This window comes from Microbacterium sp. JC 701 (assembly GCF_021026215.1).
GTDB lineage: Bacteria > Actinomycetota > Actinomycetes > Actinomycetales > Microbacteriaceae > Microbacterium > Microbacterium algihabitans.
In genome coordinates this window covers 381886-396966 of record NZ_JAJNCV010000002.1, presented here as the reverse complement: position 1 = coordinate 396966, position 15081 = coordinate 381886, and the positions used below count along the sequence as shown (strand labels likewise).

General features: G+C 71.4%; 16 protein-coding genes. 11 read left to right on the top strand and 5 right to left on the bottom strand.

Translation table 11 applies throughout. The annotated features are described in order from the left end of the window. Position 1 precedes the first annotated feature (1 nt). Positions 2–418 carry a nucleoside-diphosphate kinase gene (gene ndk, locus LPW41_RS09790; protein ID WP_144785245.1) on the top strand — a complete coding sequence of 139 codons (417 nt, stop codon included), beginning with the start codon at positions 2–4 and terminating at the stop codon, positions 416–418. 587 nt (positions 419–1005) lie between these two features. Here ndk and LPW41_RS09785 read toward each other — a convergent pair. After that, positions 1006–1602, bottom strand: coding sequence for a vitamin K epoxide reductase family protein (locus LPW41_RS09785; RefSeq protein ID WP_230704706.1), 597 nt, complete (start codon positions 1600–1602; stop codon positions 1006–1008). Between the two features lie 307 nt (positions 1603–1909). On the opposite strand from LPW41_RS09785, the gene LPW41_RS09780 reads away from it, so the two are divergent. Then, a complete protein-coding gene (locus LPW41_RS09780) occupies positions 1910–4564 on the top strand; it encodes an Rne/Rng family ribonuclease (RefSeq protein ID WP_230704705.1) in 2655 nt (884 codons plus the stop codon). 136 nt (positions 4565–4700) lie between these two features. On the opposite strand, the gene LPW41_RS09775 is transcribed toward LPW41_RS09780, so the two are convergent. After that, on the bottom strand, positions 4701–4976 hold the full coding sequence (locus tag LPW41_RS09775) for a DUF4031 domain-containing protein (protein WP_144833747.1): 276 nt from the start codon (positions 4974–4976) through the stop codon (positions 4701–4703). A gap of 212 nt (positions 4977–5188) precedes the next feature. Here LPW41_RS09775 and rplU point away from each other — a divergent pair, with 212 nt between their 5' ends. The 9 genes from rplU (at position 5189) to rsfS (ending at position 11984) form a co-directional block, all read left to right on the top strand. Further along, on the top strand, positions 5189–5497 hold the full coding sequence (gene rplU, locus LPW41_RS09770; protein ID WP_138172328.1) for a 50S ribosomal protein L21: 309 nt from the start codon (positions 5189–5191) through the stop codon (positions 5495–5497). Positions 5498–5515: 18 nt separating this feature from the next. After that, the gene (gene rpmA, locus LPW41_RS09765; protein WP_055836932.1) at positions 5516–5776 is read left to right on the top strand and encodes a 50S ribosomal protein L27; all 261 of its coding nucleotides are present in this window, start codon (positions 5516–5518) and stop codon (positions 5774–5776) included. A 99-nt stretch (positions 5777–5875) separates the two neighbouring features. Further along, the gene (obgE, locus tag LPW41_RS09760) at positions 5876–7435 is read left to right on the top strand and encodes a GTPase ObgE (RefSeq protein ID WP_230704704.1); all 1560 of its coding nucleotides are present in this window, start codon (positions 5876–5878) and stop codon (positions 7433–7435) included. Further along, complete coding sequence (gene proB / locus LPW41_RS09755) at positions 7432–8268, top strand: glutamate 5-kinase (protein WP_144833743.1); 837 nt, start codon at positions 7432–7434, stop codon at positions 8266–8268. Before obgE ends, proB begins: the two co-directional genes overlap by 4 nt. A 4-nt stretch (positions 8269–8272) precedes the next feature. Next, complete coding sequence (locus tag LPW41_RS09750; protein WP_230704703.1) at positions 8273–9532, top strand: glutamate-5-semialdehyde dehydrogenase; 1260 nt, start codon at positions 8273–8275, stop codon at positions 9530–9532. A 50-nt stretch (positions 9533–9582) separates the two neighbouring features. Continuing rightward, complete coding sequence (locus LPW41_RS09745) at positions 9583–9810, top strand: hypothetical protein (RefSeq protein ID WP_144833739.1); 228 nt, start codon at positions 9583–9585, stop codon at positions 9808–9810. A gap of 10 nt (positions 9811–9820) precedes the next feature. Beyond that, positions 9821–10417, top strand: a complete 597-nt coding sequence (gene nadD / locus LPW41_RS09740) for a nicotinate-nucleotide adenylyltransferase (RefSeq protein ID WP_144833737.1) — start codon at positions 9821–9823, stop codon at positions 10415–10417. Beyond that, positions 10414–11607 carry a hypothetical protein gene (locus tag LPW41_RS09735; protein WP_230704702.1) on the top strand — a complete coding sequence of 398 codons (1194 nt, stop codon included), beginning with the start codon at positions 10414–10416 and terminating at the stop codon, positions 11605–11607. The genes nadD and LPW41_RS09735 overlap by 4 nt, the downstream gene beginning before the upstream one ends. Next, complete coding sequence (gene rsfS, locus LPW41_RS09730; protein WP_144833735.1) at positions 11604–11984, top strand: ribosome silencing factor; 381 nt, start codon at positions 11604–11606, stop codon at positions 11982–11984. The genes LPW41_RS09735 and rsfS overlap by 4 nt, the downstream gene beginning before the upstream one ends. Before the next feature lie 61 nt (positions 11985–12045). Here rsfS and LPW41_RS09725 read toward each other — a convergent pair whose 3' ends face one another. The 3 genes from LPW41_RS09725 to LPW41_RS09715 are packed head-to-tail and all read right to left on the bottom strand — an operon-like array spanning position 12046 to position 15022. Beyond that, positions 12046–12984 (bottom strand): TAXI family TRAP transporter solute-binding subunit, encoded by a 939-nt coding sequence (locus LPW41_RS09725; protein ID WP_230704701.1) that lies wholly within the window; start codon positions 12982–12984, stop codon positions 12046–12048. Beyond that, the gene (locus tag LPW41_RS17070; protein ID WP_230704700.1) at positions 12981–14369 is read right to left on the bottom strand and encodes a HAMP domain-containing sensor histidine kinase; all 1389 of its coding nucleotides are present in this window, start codon (positions 14367–14369) and stop codon (positions 12981–12983) included. Before LPW41_RS17070 ends, LPW41_RS09725 begins: the two co-directional genes overlap by 4 nt. After that, a complete protein-coding gene (locus tag LPW41_RS09715) occupies positions 14366–15022 on the bottom strand; it encodes a response regulator transcription factor (protein WP_144833729.1) in 657 nt (218 codons plus the stop codon). The genes LPW41_RS17070 and LPW41_RS09715 overlap by 4 nt, the downstream gene beginning before the upstream one ends. Between the last annotated feature and the right edge of the window lie 59 nt (positions 15023–15081).

Sequence of the window (15081 nt, the reverse complement as noted above, 5' to 3'; positions counted from 1 at the left end):
CATGGCTACCGAAGAGACCCTCGTCCTGGTCAAGCCCGACGGCGTCGCCCGCGGCCTGACCGGTGCGATCCTGGCCCGCATCGAGGCGAAGGGCTACGCGCTCGTCGACATCCGCCTCGTCGAGCCTGACCGCGAGACCCTCGCCCAGCACTACGCCGAGCACGAGGGCAAGCCGTTCTACGAGCCGCTGCTCGAGTTCATGATGTCGGGACCCTCCGTCGCGATCCGCCTCGCCGGCAACCGCGTCATCGAGGGCTTCCGCTCGCTCGCGGGCACGACCGACCCCACCACCGCCGCCCCTGGCACGATCCGCGGCGACTTCGGCCGCGACTGGGGCCTCAAGGTGCAGCAGAACCTCGTCCACGGATCCGACAGTGTCGAGTCCGCCGAGCGCGAGCTCGCGATCTGGTTCTCCTGATCCCGGATGCCGAGAAGGCCGCCGCCCCGCGAGGGGTGGCGGCCCTCGTCGTTCGGGGGAGAAGTGGCTGACCCCGTCGAAGCCACCGGGCCCTGCGTCAGGCTCGCGGCAGAGGTGGCTGAGCCTGTCGAAGCCACCGGGACCTGCGTCGGGCTCGCGGCAGAGGTGGCTGAACCTGTCGAAGCCACCGGGACCTGCGTCGGGCTCGCGGCAGAGGTGGCTGAGCCTGTCGAAGCCACCGGGACCCGCGTCGGTCGGGGGAGAGGTGGCTGAGCCTGTCGAAGCCACCGGGCCCTGCGTCGGGCTCGCGGCAGAGGTGGCTGAGCCTGTCGAAGCCACCGGGCCTGCAGTGGGTCCCGGTCCCTTCGACAGGCTCAGGGACCTCAGTTGCGCGGGCTCACGCGGGTCCCGGTCCCTTCGACAGGCTCAGGGACCTGCGCTGCGCGGGCTCACGCGGGTCCCGGTCCCTTCGACAGGCTCAGGGACCTGTGCTGCGCGGGTCCCGGTCCCTTCGACAAGCTCAGGGACCTGTGCTGCGCGGGTCCCGGTCCCTTCGACCAGCTCAGGGACCTGTGCACCCCGTGGGATCAGAGCTGGGCGAGCACGTTCAGCCGCAGCTGCGCGATCACCGCGACGACGGCGAACGCCACGATCGTCATGAGCGGCACCCACGCCATGAGGCGGTCGGCGACCTCGCGCACGCGCTCTCGCGGGATCACACCCTCGCGCAGCACGTGCAGCGTCACCACGAAGAACGACGGGATCACCACCGACCACGTCACCATGCACCACGGGCAGAGGGTCGCCAGCACGAACAGGCTCTGCGAGATCAGCCAGATGACGAAGCTGATCGCGAAGACGAAGCCCAGCCAGAACAGCACCCAGAACCACCGGGCGAAGCGGGCGCCGGCCAGCAGCGCCATGCCGACCACGATCGGAGCGATCCACGCGCCGAGACCGATGATCGGGTTGGGGAAGCCGAACACGCTGCCCTGGGCCGACTGCAGGTTGGCCGAGCACTGCACGAGCACGCTGAAGTCGCAGGATGCCGCGGTGCCGGGGTTCTGCAGTTGGGCGAAGCGTTCCATCGTGAGCGAGAAGGCCGCCCACCACCCGACGACGCCCGCGAAGATCAGCCAGATCGCGACGACGACCGGACGACGGGGAGTGACGGTTTCGCTCATGGGGGCGATTCTTGCACTGCCCCGCTATGCAGTCGCTTTGAACGCGCCTGGCCGTCGCGACGCGCCCGCGAGACCGGCAGAAGGCTTCTCGTGGGCGAACGCGGCGGTTCGTGCGATAATGAAGGCTGATGTGACCGCGGCCGCGCCGCAGGAACATCACCCAGAAGACTTCGGGCGATGACCGCCCTTCGCAGCACGAGCCGCAGGCCGGCTGCAGACCGAGTGAGTTCGCGGCCCCGCCGGGTGCGGCGCCGCATGAGATTTCGTCGGGCGACGCGCGGTGTCGCCCGCCAGGGAGTACCTCCGCATGGCTGATGTGACCGACGATCAGAACCCCACCGACGACACGCCCCCCACGTCCGCGTCCGACGTGACTGCCCCCGATCTCGCGGCCCCTGCAATCGACGAAGAAGAGGCCGCGGTTCAGGATGCCGAAGACGCGGCGTCGACCGACACCGAGGCCCCCGCGGTGCTCGACGAGGCCGCCGCGGCGTCCGAGGAGGACGCGAGCGCGCCCGCCGAGGCTCCCTCCGACGAGGTGCCCGCCGAGGCCCCTGTCGACGAGGCCCCCGCCGAGGCCCCGGCTGACGAGGCTTCCGCTGCCGACACTCCGGTCGAGGCCCCCGCCGAGGCAGCGGCCGACGAGGCGACTCCGGCTGCCACAACCGAGCACACGGCACCCGAGGCCGACGCGACGGCCGAGGCGCCGGCATCCGCCCCCGAGCCCGAGGCAACCTCCGAGCCCCAGGCGGCCCCCGAGCCCACGGCCCCCGCCGAGCCCGAGAAGCCCGCGCGCCCGACCGCCGTCTCGCTCGGACTGCTCCCCGAGAACTTCGTCTCCGCCGTCTCGACGGCCCTGCACTTCTACGCCCCCGAGCTGCCGCCGCTTCCCGTGCGCGACGACTCGTGGGACCGCGACGACCGCGACGACGACGCCCCCGCTGAGCGCGGCTCCGCCAACGCGCGTCGCCGCAACCGCCGCCGCGGGGGAGTGGGCACCGGTTCCGACGAGGTCGTCGAGACCCCGGCTCCGCCCGTGCGCCAGCGCGCGGTCGAGGTCATCACCGAGCCGCAGCGCATCAAGGGCTCCACGCGCCTCGAAGCCAAGAAGCAGCGTCGCCGCGACGGTCGCGAGGCCGGTCGCCGTCGCCCCGTCGTGACCGAGGCCGAGTTCCTCGCCCGCCGCGAGGCCGTCGACCGCGTCATGGTCGTGCGCTCCAAGGCCGGTCGCATCCAGATCGCCGTCCTCGAAGACAACGTGCTCGTCGAGCACTACGTCGCGCGCAACCAGGACGCTTCGCTCATCGGGAACGTGTACCTGGGCCGCGTGCAGAACGTGCTGCCGAGCATGGAGGCCGCGTTCGTCGACATCGGTCGCGGCCGCAACGCCGTGCTGTACTCCGGCGAGGTCGACTGGGACGGCGTCGAGACCAACAACCAGCCGCGTCGCATCGAGCTCGCCCTCAAGTCGGGCGACCGCGTGCTCGTGCAGGTGACCAAGGACCCGGTGGGCCACAAGGGCGCCCGCCTGACGAGCCAGATCTCGCTGCCCGGCCGCTACCTGGTCTACGTGCCCAACGGCACGATGAACGGCATCTCGCGCAAGCTCCCCGACACCGAGCGCGCGCGCCTGAAGAAGATCCTCAAGGAGGTGCTCCCCGAGTCGTCGGGCGTGATCGTGCGCACCGCCGCCGAGGGCGCCACCGAAGAGCAGCTGACCCTCGACGTCCAGCGCCTCACCGCGCAGTGGGAGCACGTCTCGAGCCAGATCAAGACCATCCAGGCCCCGGCCCTGCTGCACTCCGAGCCCGACCTGCTGGTCAAGATCGTGCGCGACGTCTTCAACGAGGACTTCACGCGCATGCTCATCCAGGGCGACGAGGCGCTGCAGACGATCTCGTCCTACCTTCAGGGCGTCGCCCCCGACTTGCTCGAGCGGGTCGAGAAGTACGAGGGCGAGCAGGACCCGTTCGACGCGTTCCGCGTGACCGAGCAGATCGAGAAGGCCCTCGACCGCAAGGTCTGGCTGCCCTCGGGCGGCTCGCTCGTGATCGACCGCACCGAGGCCATGACCGTCGTCGACGTCAACACCGGCAAGTTCGTCGGCTCGGGCGGAAACCTCGAAGAGACCGTCACCAAGAACAACCTCGAAGCGGCCGAAGAGATCGTGCGCCAGCTGCGCCTGCGCGACATCGGCGGAATCATCGTCGTCGACTTCATCGACATGGTGCTCGAGTCCAACCGCGACCTCGTGCTGCGCCGCCTCATCGAGTGCCTGAGCCGTGACCGCACGAAGCACCAGGTCGCCGAGGTCACCTCGCTCGGTCTGGTGCAGATGACCCGCAAGAAGCTCGGCCTCGGCCTTCTCGAGACCTTCAGCGAGGCGTGCGAGGTCTGCGCCGGTCGTGGCGTCGTCGTGCACCACGACCCCGTGGTCAAGCACCGTCCCGCGGGCTCGTCCTCCAACGGCGGCGGCAACGCCAACGGCGGTTCGTCGAACCGTCGCGGCCGCGGCGGCAACGGCCCCTCGAACGGCAACAACGGAAACGGCGGGGGCAACGCTCCGGCGCAGAACACCGGCGCAGCGGCGGCCCCGGCCGGCGGCACGCACACCATCACCGAGGGCGTGAAGTCGGCGCTGGCGCAGATCGCGGCATCCACGGTCAAGCCCACCCTCGACGACCCCGCCGTGGTCGAGGCGGCGGTCGTGGCATCCGTCGAAGCCGTGCTCGAGGCGAAGAGCGATACCGCCGCCGAGGCCCCGGCCCCGGCGCGCGAGAAGCGTCCGCGCAAGAAGCGCGAGCCCAAGGCTCCCCGCACCGAGAAGGACGCCCTGCTGGAGTCGGTGCTCGAGGCGCTTCCCGAGCCCAAGGCCCCCGGTCAGGGACGCTCGCGTCGTCGCGTGACCACGGCAGCGCTGACCGGTACGCCGGTCAACGCGCAGCCGACCACCGAGGCCTGAGCCCGCTTCTCCCGTGAGGGGTCGCTCTCCGTCGCCGAGCAACGCTCGGGCGAGGGCGAGCGGCCCCTCACGCGCAGGAGGAGAGGGACGGATGCCGAGGGGCCCGGCGGGCCGTCAGAACGCCGACAGTCGGCCGTCAGGCGCCGGGGCGGCGCTCTCGTGCCGTGATCCGCAGACCCGAGGCGCGCAGACGGCGCACGAGCTCCTTGCCGCCCACGTGCTCCGCGCCCGCGGCGACGAGGTCGGCGTGCCGCTCGTCGGGCACGTCGTAGTGGTCGAGGTCGAAGGCGCGGCGGGGAATGCCGGCGGCGGAGGCGAAGGCGTGCAGCTCGGCGAGATCGCTGTCGCTGACCAGGTGCGCCCACAGTCGACCGTGTGCGGGCCACTGCGGGTCGTCGATGAGGATCGCCATCCCGCGATCCTACGGTCGACACGCGGGCGGATGCTTTTGCCGGATGCCCTCCGGTGAGCTAAACTCGACCCTTGGTGCGTCGCGTCCGCTCTGTACGAGCGAGACCCCGCTGACTTTCGTCGGCCGGATCGCACCGAGACTTGGGTCATCAGACCCTCCCGACGTCATCAGACAACCGGAGCCCCGCGGCTCCCGAACGAAACAGGTGTGAAGTGGTTTACGCAGTTGTGCGCGCCGGCGGCCGCCAGGAGAAGGTCCAGGTCGGCACCATCGTCGTGCTCGACCGCCAGAAGGCGAAGATCGGCGAGAGCATTCAGCTGCCCGCCGTCCTGTTCGTCGACGGCGACGCGGTCACGACCGACGCCGACAAGCTCGCGAAGGTCTCGGTCACGGCCGAGGTGCTCGGCGAGGAGCGCGGTCCGAAGATCGTGATCCAGAAGTTCAAGAACAAGACCGGCTACAAGAAGCGCCAGGGCCACCGTCAGGACCTCACGCGCGTCAAGATCACCGGCATCAAGTAAGAGCCAGGAGACGCAGAGATGGCACACAAAAAGGGCGCAAGCTCCACCCGTAACGGTCGTGATTCCAACGCACAGCGCCTCGGCGTGAAGCGTTTCGGCGGCCAGGTCGTCCTCGCCGGCGAGATCATCGTCCGCCAGCGCGGCACGCACTTCCACCCCGGCGCCAACGTCGGCCGTGGTGGCGACGACACGCTGTTCGCTCTGGCCCCCGGTGCGGTCCAGTTCGGCGCGAAGGGCGGCCGCAAGGTCGTCAACATCGTCACCGCTGCAGCGGAGTAATCCACAGCGCTTCGGCGCTCCAGAGGGGGTGGGCTCAGCCCGCCCCCTCTTCTCGTTTTTCACGTCGGCATCGCCCGACCCTTCCCGGAAGGACCCGCCATGGTCACCTTCGTCGACCGCGTGACCCTGCACCTGCGTGCAGGAAAGGGCGGCAACGGCTGCGTCTCGGTGCGCCGTGAGAAGTTCAAGCCGCTGGCCGGTCCCGACGGAGGCAACGGCGGCAGCGGCGGCGACGTCGTTCTCGTCGCCGACCCGCAGACGACCACGCTGCTGTCGTACCACCACTCGCCGCACCGCTCCGCAGGCAACGGCGGATTCGGCATGGGCGATCACCGCTCGGGCGCCCTCGGTGAAGACCAGGAGCTGCCCGTTCCGCTGGGCACCGTCGTGAAAGACGTCGACGGCAACGTGCTCGTCGACATGATCACCCCGGGTATGCGTTTCGTCGCCGCCCCGGGCGGCCTCGGCGGGCTCGGCAACGCGGCCCTGTCCTCTCCCAAGCGCAAGGCTCCCGGCTTCGCGCTGCTGGGCACCCCCGGCTACGAGGGCGACGTCGTCCTCGAGCTCAAGACCGTCGCCGACGTGGCCCTGGTCGGGTTCCCCTCGGCCGGCAAGTCGAGCCTCATCGCCGCCGTGTCGGCGGCGCGGCCCAAGATCGCCGACTACCCGTTCACCACGCTGCACCCCAACCTCGGCGTCGTGCAGGCCGGCGACGCGCGCTTCACGATCGCCGACGTGCCCGGCCTCATCGAGGGCGCGAGCGAGGGCAAGGGCCTCGGGCTGGAGTTCCTCCGCCACGTCGAGCGCTGCACGGCCCTCGTGCACGTGCTCGACTGCGCCACCCTCGACCCCGGCCGCGACCCGCTGAGCGATCTCGACATCATCCTCGCCGAGCTCGCCGCGTACCCCGTGCCCGAGGGCCAGGTACCCCTGCTCGAGCGCCCGCAGATCATCGCCCTCAACAAGGTCGACGTTCCCGAGGCGCACGAGCTCGCCGACTTCGTGCGCCCCGATCTCGAGGCCCGCGGCTTCCGCGTGTTCGAGATCTCGACCGTCAGTCGCTCGGGCCTGCGCGAACTGACCTTTGCCCTGGGCGAGCTCGTCGAGCAGCACCGCCTGGCCACGATCGCCGAGGCTCCCGCCGAGCGTGTCGTCATCCGCCCGCGCGGCGCCCAGAAGGACTTCGAGATCAAGGTCGAGGGCGGCACGTACGGCCCGGTGTACCGGATCCTCGGCGACAAGCCGGTCAAGTGGGTGCAGCAGACCGACTTCCAGAACGAAGAGGCCGTCGGCTACCTCGCCGATCGTCTCGCGCGCCTCGGCGTCGAAGACGGACTGTTCCGCGCCGGCGCGGTCGCGGGTGCGACCGTCGTCATCGGCCCCGGAGACGGCATCGTCTTCGACTGGGAGCCCACGCTCACCTCGGCCGCCGAGCTGATGACCGCTCCCCGCGGCACCGACCCGCGTCTGGTGCAGAACCCGCGTCGCACCTCGTCGGAGCGTCGCGAGCAGTACCACGAGCGCATGGATGCCAAGGCCGACGCCCGCGCCGAGCTCGAGGCCGAGCGCCGCGCGGCGCGTGCCGTGGGCATCACGCCCGACGGCGACTCGGCGGAGCTGCAGGAAGCGGCATCCGGTACCGAGGACGACCAGCGGTGACCGCGTCGACGCGCGCCGACATCCCCGGCGCCGCCCGCGTCGTGGTGAAGGTCGGTTCGTCGTCGATCAGCGGCGACGGTGCGCACCGCATCGACACGATCGTCGAGGCCCTCTCGCGCGCGCATGCGGCGGGGACCGAGGTCGTGCTCGTGTCGTCGGGTGCCATCGCCACCGCTCTGCCGCTGCTCGATCTGGGCGGGCGTCCGAACGACCTCGCCACGCAGCAGGCCGCCGCGGCGGTGGGGCAGAACGTGCTCATGTGGCGCTATCAGACCTCGCTCGATCGCTTCGGGCTCCTCGCCGGTCAGGTGCTGCTGACCGCGGGCGACCTCGAGAACGCCACCCACCGCTCCAACGCCCGTCGGGCCATGGAGCGTCTGCTGGGCCTCGGCATCCTCCCGATCGTCAACGAGAACGACACCGTCGCGACGCACGAGATCCGCTTCGGCGACAACGACCGCCTCGCGGCCCTCGTCGCCCAGCTGATCGGCGCCGACGCCCTGGTTCTGCTCAGCGACATCGAGACGCTCTTCACGCGTCCGCCGAGCGAAGCGGGCGCGCGTCCGATCGTCGACGTGGCCTGGGGCGACGACCTGTCGGACTTCGAGTTCGGCGCAGGCGTCGTCAACGGCGTGGGCACCGGGGGAGCGGCCACCAAGGCCTCCGCGGCCAAGCTCGCCTCCACCGCCGGCGTCGGAGTGCTGGTCACCAGCGCCGACCTCGTCGCCTCGGCCCTCGCGGGCGAACAGGTGGGCACCTGGTTCGCCCCCAACCCCGACCCGGTGACCCTGGCAACGGGCCCCGTGGGCGCTGTGGGCGCGCCGGTACACTGAGCGCATGTCCGTGATCGCCGCCTCCGTCGACGAGCGCCTGCGTCTGGCCAAAGACGCCGCGCGCGAGATCGGGCTGCTCGACTCCGCACGCAAGTCCGCGGTGCTGCGCGCTGTCGCCGACGCCGTCGAGGCCGCGACCGACGAGATCGTCGCCGCGAACGCCGAAGACCTCGCGCGAGGGCGGGCGGATGCGATCGGCGAGGCCCTCCTCGACCGCCTGCGCCTCGACGCGGGGCGCGTAGCGGCCCTCGCCGCGGCGGTGCGCGACGTCGCCGACCTGCCCGACCCCGTCGGACGCGTGCTCGACACCCGCACCCTGCCCAACGGCCTCGCGCTGCAGAAGGTTGCGGTGCCGTTCGGCGTCGTCGGCTCGATCTACGAGGCGCGTCCCAACGTCACGGTCGACATCGCCTCCCTCGCCCTGCGCTCCGGCAACGCCGTCGTCTTGCGCGGCGGCTCGGCGGCCCAGGCCAGCAACGCCACCCTCGTGCGCGTCATGCGCGACGCGCTGAGCGCTCAGGGGGTCGACCCCGAGGCGATCCAGAGCGTCGACGACTTCGGCCGCGACGGCGCCCGCGCGCTGATGAACGCCCGCGGGCTCGTCGACGTGCTGGTGCCCCGCGGCAGCGCGGGTCTCATCGAGACCGTCGTGACCGAGTCGACCGTGCCGGTGATCGAGACCGGAGCCGGTGTCGTGCACATCGTCGTCGACGCCTCCGCGCGCGCCGACTGGGCGCGCGATATCGTGCTGAACGCCAAGACGCAGCGCCCGAGCGTGTGCAACGCCGTCGAGACGGTGCTCGTGCACCGCGACGCGGCCGACCGTCTGCTGCCCGAGCTCTTGGCATCCGTGATCGACGCCGGCGTCACCGTGCACGGCGACGAGACCACTCGCGCGACCGACTCGCGCGTCGTGCCGGCCAGCGACGACGACTGGGCGCGCGAATACGGAACCCTCGACCTCGCCGTGCGCGTCGTCGACGACCTCGACGAGGCCCTCGCCCACATCCGCCGCTACTCGACCCAGCACACCGAGTCGATCATCACCGACGACCAGAGCGCCGCCGATCGCTTCCTCGCCGAGGTCGACTCGGCCGTCGTGCTGGTGAACGCCTCGACGCGTTTCACCGACGGCGGGGAGTTCGGCTTCGGCGCCGAGGTCGGCATCTCGACCCAGAAACTCCATGCCCGCGGCCCCATGGGACTCGCCGAACTGACGAGCACCAAGTGGCTCGGGCGCGGCGGCGGCCAGGTCCGCGCCTGACCGCCTAAAATGACAATGCGCTCTGCGCAGACACTTCGAACGGAGCACTGATGACTTTCGTGTCACTTCTCGCCCAGGTCGCCGAACAGGCCGGACACCACGAGGGCGGCAACGTGCAGGCCACGACCTTCTGGTACGGCGCCCTGGCCTTCGTGGTCTTCGTCTGCCTGAGCCTGGTCACCCTGTCGTACCGCAACGTGTCGAACCGTCACGCCCACAAGGCCGAGGCGTACACGAAGAAGCACGGCACGCCCACCCCCGAGGCGCACGGCCACTGAGGCCCGCTGTATGTCGGTGACGCGCGCCCCTCGGATCGGGGTCATGGGTGGGACGTTCGATCCCATCCATCACGGTCACCTGGTCGCCGCCAGCGAGGTCGCCCAGTCGTTCGATCTCGATGAAGTCGTCTTCGTTCCCACGGGTCGCCCGTGGCAGAAAGACGACGTCACCGAGAGCGAGCACCGCTACCTCATGACGGTGATCGCGACGGCATCCAACCCGCAGTTCACCGTGAGCCGCGTCGACATCGACCGCGCCGGCCCGACGTACACGATCGACACGCTGCGCGACCTGCAAGACCAGCGGCCCGGTGCCGAGTTGTTCTTCATCACCGGCGCCGACGCGGTGGCCCAGATCCTGAGCTGGCGCAACCACCAGGAGCTGTGGGACCTCGCGCACTTCGTCGCCGTCTCGCGCCCCGGTCACGTACTGACCACCGAGGGCCTTCCGTCGCAGAATGTGAGCCAGCTGGAGATTCCGGCGCTGTCGATCTCGTCCACCGACTGCCGCGCCCGTGTGCGCCGAGGACACCCCGTGTGGTACCTCGTGCCCGACGGCGTCGTGCAGTACATCGCGAAGCACCACCTCTACCGGAGCAAGCCATGAGCACGTCCGAGAACCCCGAGACTCCGCCCCTGACCCGTCGTCAGCTGCGTGAGCTCCGCCAGACCGGCGCGACGCCCATCATCGTCCCGCAGCCCGAGGGCGAGACCCCGGATGCCGCGGCCGTCGAGCCCGCGACCCCGACGACCCCCATCGACGAGGCGTCGAAGCCGCACGAGGTCATCGACGCCGTGCCCGAGGGTGAGCAGCCGGCCGAGCCCGCTTCCGCGGAGGAGGCGCCCGTCGAGGAAGCCCTGTCCGACGAGGCTCCGGCCGAGGAAGCACCCTCCGACGAGGCTCCGGCCGAGGACGCCCCGGTCGACGAGGCTCCGGCCGACCAGGCTCCGGCCGAGGAGGCCCCGGCCGACACCGCCGACGAGCCCGCGCCCGCCGTGGCCGCCCTCGACGAGCGTCCGGCCGCTGCGGCCTTCCCCCCGGCCTTCGGCTCGCCCTTCTCCGACGACGGCGCCGAGTTCGGCGTCTCGGGTCTCACCCGCCGCCAGGTGCGCGAGCAGGAGAAGATCCGTACGGCCGCCGTACCGATCATCAGCTCCGATCTCGAGCGGTCGCAGCCCGCGGCTCCGGCCCCGGCTCCCCGCGCCGACGATGCGCCGGTGCTCCCCGCGATCTTCCGCCCCTCCGCCCCCGAGACCGACGAGACGGCCGTCTCCGAGCCGCAGGGCGCCGCCTCCGTCGTCAATCCGGCGCTGGGCTCCGACCTGCTCGAGGGTGTGACGCCCGACGTCACCCTGCCCGCCTCGTTCGATCAGCTGATCACGCGCGGACCGGGCGGCACGGGCGCCGTCTCGACGCCCAATGCGCTGATCCTCTCGCAGACCCCGACCGGCGTGCCGCTGGTCGGCCCGATGACCGGCACCGGCGAGATCATGATCACCGGTTCGTTCGACCTTCCGGCGGGCCTCGGCTCGGTCGGGCACGCCCCCGGCACGACCGACGGCCATGACGCCGACGCCGTGCTTCTCGACGGCGAGCTTCCGCCCGCCTCGTCGCCCACGCCGATCGCCGCGAGTGCGGCCATCAGCACCGTCAAGCAACCCGGCGAGATCATTCGCCCCCCGGCGCCCGAGAAGGGGAGCAAGCTCCTCCTCGTGCTCGTCATCACGACGGGCATCCTCGCGCTGGGAGTGGTCGTGGCCCTCGGCCTCGCCATCACGACAGGAGTCTTCCGATGACAGCCACCGACAACGGCCGCGAGATGGCGCAGATCGCCGCCATCGCCGCCGACGCGAAGGGCGGCGACGACATCGTCGCGCTCGACGTGTCGGAGCCTCTTCCCCTCGTCGACATCTTCCTTCTCATCACCGGTCGCAACGAGCGCAACGTCGCCGCGATCGCCGACGAGATCGAAGAAAAGCTCCTCGAATCGGGCCACAAGCGCCTGCGCCGCGAGGGCCGACAGGAGTCCCGCTGGGTGCTTCTCGACTTCGGCGACCTCGTCGTGCACGTCTTCCACGAGGAGGAGCGCGTGTACTACGGCCTCGAGCGCCTCTGGAAGGACTGCCCGGTCGTTCCGATCGAGCTGCCCACGCCGGCCAACGCCGCCGACTGAGCTGCGCGCCTTCGACGCCCTCTGCCCGCTCGGGCAGGGGGCGTTCTGGCGTGTGCCCGGGTCAGCCGTACCGTTCGCGATAGCGCCGCTCCGCCGCCGGGTGCAGCGCGAGGGGCGCGGTGTCGATCAGGCTCGCCGGCGTCAGGTATTGGATGCCGAGGGCGTCGGCGGGCACGAGCGCCGGGGCGTCGTCGATGAGCGCGTCGACGAGCGCGCGCACGAGGTCGTCGGCGAGGTCGCTGCGCGCGAGCAGCAGGTTGGCGACGCCGATCGTGGGGACAGCGCGCTTGGCGTCGTAGACACCCGCCGGAATCGTCGTCGCCGCGTACACCTCGGGGTACGCGCGGGCGAGACCGTCGAGGGCGGGGGTGGTGTCGATCACGGTGATCGGCACCCGGCTCGCGAGGTCGGCGATCTGCGGGGTGGGAACACCGCCCGACCAGAACAGCGCGTCGATCGTGCCGGCCGCGAGGTCGTCTACCGCTTCGCGGAACGTGCGCTCGACGACGCGGGGCGGCGTGGCCGAACCGGCCAGCCCCGACACCTCGAGCACACGACGCGCGGTGGCCGCCGCCCCCGATCCCGGTGCCCCGAGAGACACCGTCCGCCCCGCGAGGTCGTCGAGGTTCCGGATGCCGCCGTCGGCACGCACCACGCACTGCAGGTAGTTCTGGTAGACGCGCCCGATGGCCACGACGTCGGCGGCGGGATCCGCGGCCGCCGCGGAATCCACCAGCGACAGCGCGAGGTCGACGTGTCGCGCGGCGAGCAGAGCGAGGTTGTCGACGCTGCCCTCGGTGGGCAACGGTGAGATGCGCAGGCGGGTCGACGAGCTCGTGGCATCCGCCAGCAACTCTCCGAACTGCAGGTAGCTTCCGCCCGCTTCGCCGCAGCCCAGCACCAGGGGAGGGGCGGCGGTGGGGACGCACCCGGAGAGCACGGCCGTCGATCCGGCGAGCAGAGCCCACGCGAGCGCCTCACGGCGCGTCAGGGCCGTCATCGGTGCTCCCAGACGAGACGCGCCGCGAGACCGCCCGCAGCCGCCCGTGAGAGGTCGAGCCGGCCGCCCGCGGCGCGCATGAGCTGCGCCACGATCGCCAGACCCAGGCCGGTGCCCGGGCGCGAGGGCTGCGCGGTGCTCCTCCAGAAGCGCGTGCCCATGCGCTCGAGGTCGGCATCGGTCAGGCGCGTGCCCGAATCCTCCACGACGAGCTCGACCCCCGCGGCATCCGGAACGAAGTGCACACACACCTCGGCACCGGCCCCGGCGTACTTCGCGGCGTTGTCGAGCAGCACGTCGACCATCTCCTCGAGATCCGCCTGCCCGCACGGGACGGTCACGAGCGCGTCGTCGTCCGCGTGAAGGGTCAGCCCCGCGTCGGTGAGGCGCCGGCGGTGCCGGTCGGCGAGGCTCGCGGCCGACACCGTGCACTCGCGCACGACGCCGTCGTCGCGTGCGGCGTCGAATCCGTGGCTGCGCGCTGAGGCGCGGTGCTCGGCGTTCGCGAGGGTCAGCATACGCTCGACCGTGTGCTCGAGGCGGTCGAGGTCGTCGTCGACCGCGGAGAGGTCATCGGCGGCGTCGCCCTCGCGCGGAAGACCGTCGACGCGCAAACGGATCGCGGCGAGCGGCGTGCGCAGCTGGTGCGAGGCGTCGGCGACGAATCCGCGCTGTTGTTCAAGGCTGCTCTCGACCTCGGCCGTCATGGCGTCGAACGCCCGGCTCAGCCGGCGCAGCTCGGGCGGACCCATCGGGGGCAGGGGAGTGGGGTCGCGGTGGGCGGTGAGCGCGGCGACGGCGGAATCCAGCGCGCGCACGGGACGCAGGACCCATCGGGTCCACAGCAGCGAGGCGCCCATGAGCGCGGCCAGCAGTAGCAGGCCGACCACTCCGACGACCACCCACGCCCATGTCACCTCGGCCTTGGCGGCGGTCAGGTCGACCTCGAGCACGACCACGCCCGTCGACAGGTCGCCCGCCGCGATCACCGGCACGGCAACGAGCGCCGTAGAGGGCGCCCACGGGGTGACCCGCGGCAGGTCGAGCTGGGGGATCGCGCGCGCGGCGGCGCCGACGATGCCCGAGACGCGGTCGTCGGGCACGAGGGTCCCTGCCGCCGCGACCGGCACGCCGCGGTCGTCGAGCACCATCACCGACTCGCCGTACACCGCGTGGAAGCGATCCAGGTAGGTCTGCAGCGACGCGGCCTGGTTCTGCACGAGCGCCGTGCGCGCCCGCTGCACGACCTGGTCGAGCGCGGCGCTGCGTTGCAGCGACACCTGCTGCGTACGCGAGTCGGCGATGGACTGCGCCACCGGGATGAGCACCGCGATCACGGCGATGAGGCCGAACACCAGCAGCGGCAGGAGCACGCGAAGTCTCACGCGGCGTCCTCGAGGCGGTAGCCGAAGCCGCGGATGGTCGTGATCGTGACCTCGGGCACCTTCTGCCGCACCTGACCCAGATGCACGTCGAACGAGCGCGACGACGCCGCGTAGGCATCGCCCCAGACCTCGTCGAGGATGAGGCGGCGGCTCACCGCCTGTCCTGCCCGACGGGCGAGGGCGAGCAGGATGCCGAACTCGTTGGGCGTCAGCGCCACCTCGCGCCCACCGACCTGCACGCGGTGCGCATCCACGTCGATGTCGACGGGACCTGCCTGCACGCGCGTGGGCTCGTCGGGAGGGCTGTAGCGCCGCGTGACGGCGATGAGACGGGCGAGGAGCTCGTGCAGGCGAACGGGTTTGACGAGGTAGTCGTCGGCGCCGAGCGACAGCGCCCGCACCGTCGAGCGCTCATCGCCGCGGGCCGTCACCACGATCACGGGGATGGCGGTCACCTCGCGCAGCTGGCGCAGCGCGTCGAGGCCGTCCATGTCTTCGAGCCCGAGGTCGAGCAGCACGACGTGGGCGTCGCGGTGGCGCAGCAGCACGTCGCTGCCACGGGAGACGCGGGTGCACGTGTGACCCGCGCGCGTGAGCGCCGAGACCAGCGCTGCGGCGACGGAGCCGTCGTCCTCGGCTACGAGTACGTGCATCGCACCATCGTAGGCAGACGCACCCTCGGGCTGCGGTCGGGCGGGCCGGGTGGAATGTA

What these genes read in the sequence shown, in the direction of transcription:
- LPW41_RS09785 (WP_230704706.1), bottom strand. Translation starts at nt 1,602, where the DNA reads ATGAGCGAAACCGTCACTCCCCGTCGTCCGGTCGTCGTCGCGATCTGG.
- LPW41_RS09725 (WP_230704701.1), bottom strand. Translation starts at nt 12,984, where the DNA reads ATGACGGCCCTGACGCGCCGTGAGGCGCTCGCGTGGGCTCTGCTCGCC.
- obgE (WP_230704704.1), top strand. Translation starts at nt 5,876, where the DNA reads ATGGTCACCTTCGTCGACCGCGTGACCCTGCACCTGCGTGCAGGAAAG.
- LPW41_RS09745 (WP_144833739.1), top strand. Translation starts at nt 9,583, where the DNA reads ATGACTTTCGTGTCACTTCTCGCCCAGGTCGCCGAACAGGCCGGACAC.
- LPW41_RS09780 (WP_230704705.1), top strand. Translation starts at nt 1,910, where the DNA reads ATGGCTGATGTGACCGACGATCAGAACCCCACCGACGACACGCCCCCC.
- LPW41_RS09775 (WP_144833747.1), bottom strand. Translation starts at nt 4,976, where the DNA reads ATGGCGATCCTCATCGACGACCCGCAGTGGCCCGCACACGGTCGACTG.
- rsfS (WP_144833735.1), top strand. Translation starts at nt 11,604, where the DNA reads ATGACAGCCACCGACAACGGCCGCGAGATGGCGCAGATCGCCGCCATC.
- LPW41_RS09715 (WP_144833729.1), bottom strand. Translation starts at nt 15,022, where the DNA reads ATGCACGTACTCGTAGCCGAGGACGACGGCTCCGTCGCCGCAGCGCTG.
- ndk (WP_144785245.1), top strand. Translation starts at nt 2, where the DNA reads ATGGCTACCGAAGAGACCCTCGTCCTGGTCAAGCCCGACGGCGTCGCC.
- rpmA (WP_055836932.1), top strand. Translation starts at nt 5,516, where the DNA reads ATGGCACACAAAAAGGGCGCAAGCTCCACCCGTAACGGTCGTGATTCC.
- LPW41_RS09750 (WP_230704703.1), top strand. Translation starts at nt 8,273, where the DNA reads ATGTCCGTGATCGCCGCCTCCGTCGACGAGCGCCTGCGTCTGGCCAAA.
- LPW41_RS09735 (WP_230704702.1), top strand. Translation starts at nt 10,414, where the DNA reads ATGAGCACGTCCGAGAACCCCGAGACTCCGCCCCTGACCCGTCGTCAG.
- nadD (WP_144833737.1), top strand. Translation starts at nt 9,821, where the DNA reads ATGTCGGTGACGCGCGCCCCTCGGATCGGGGTCATGGGTGGGACGTTC.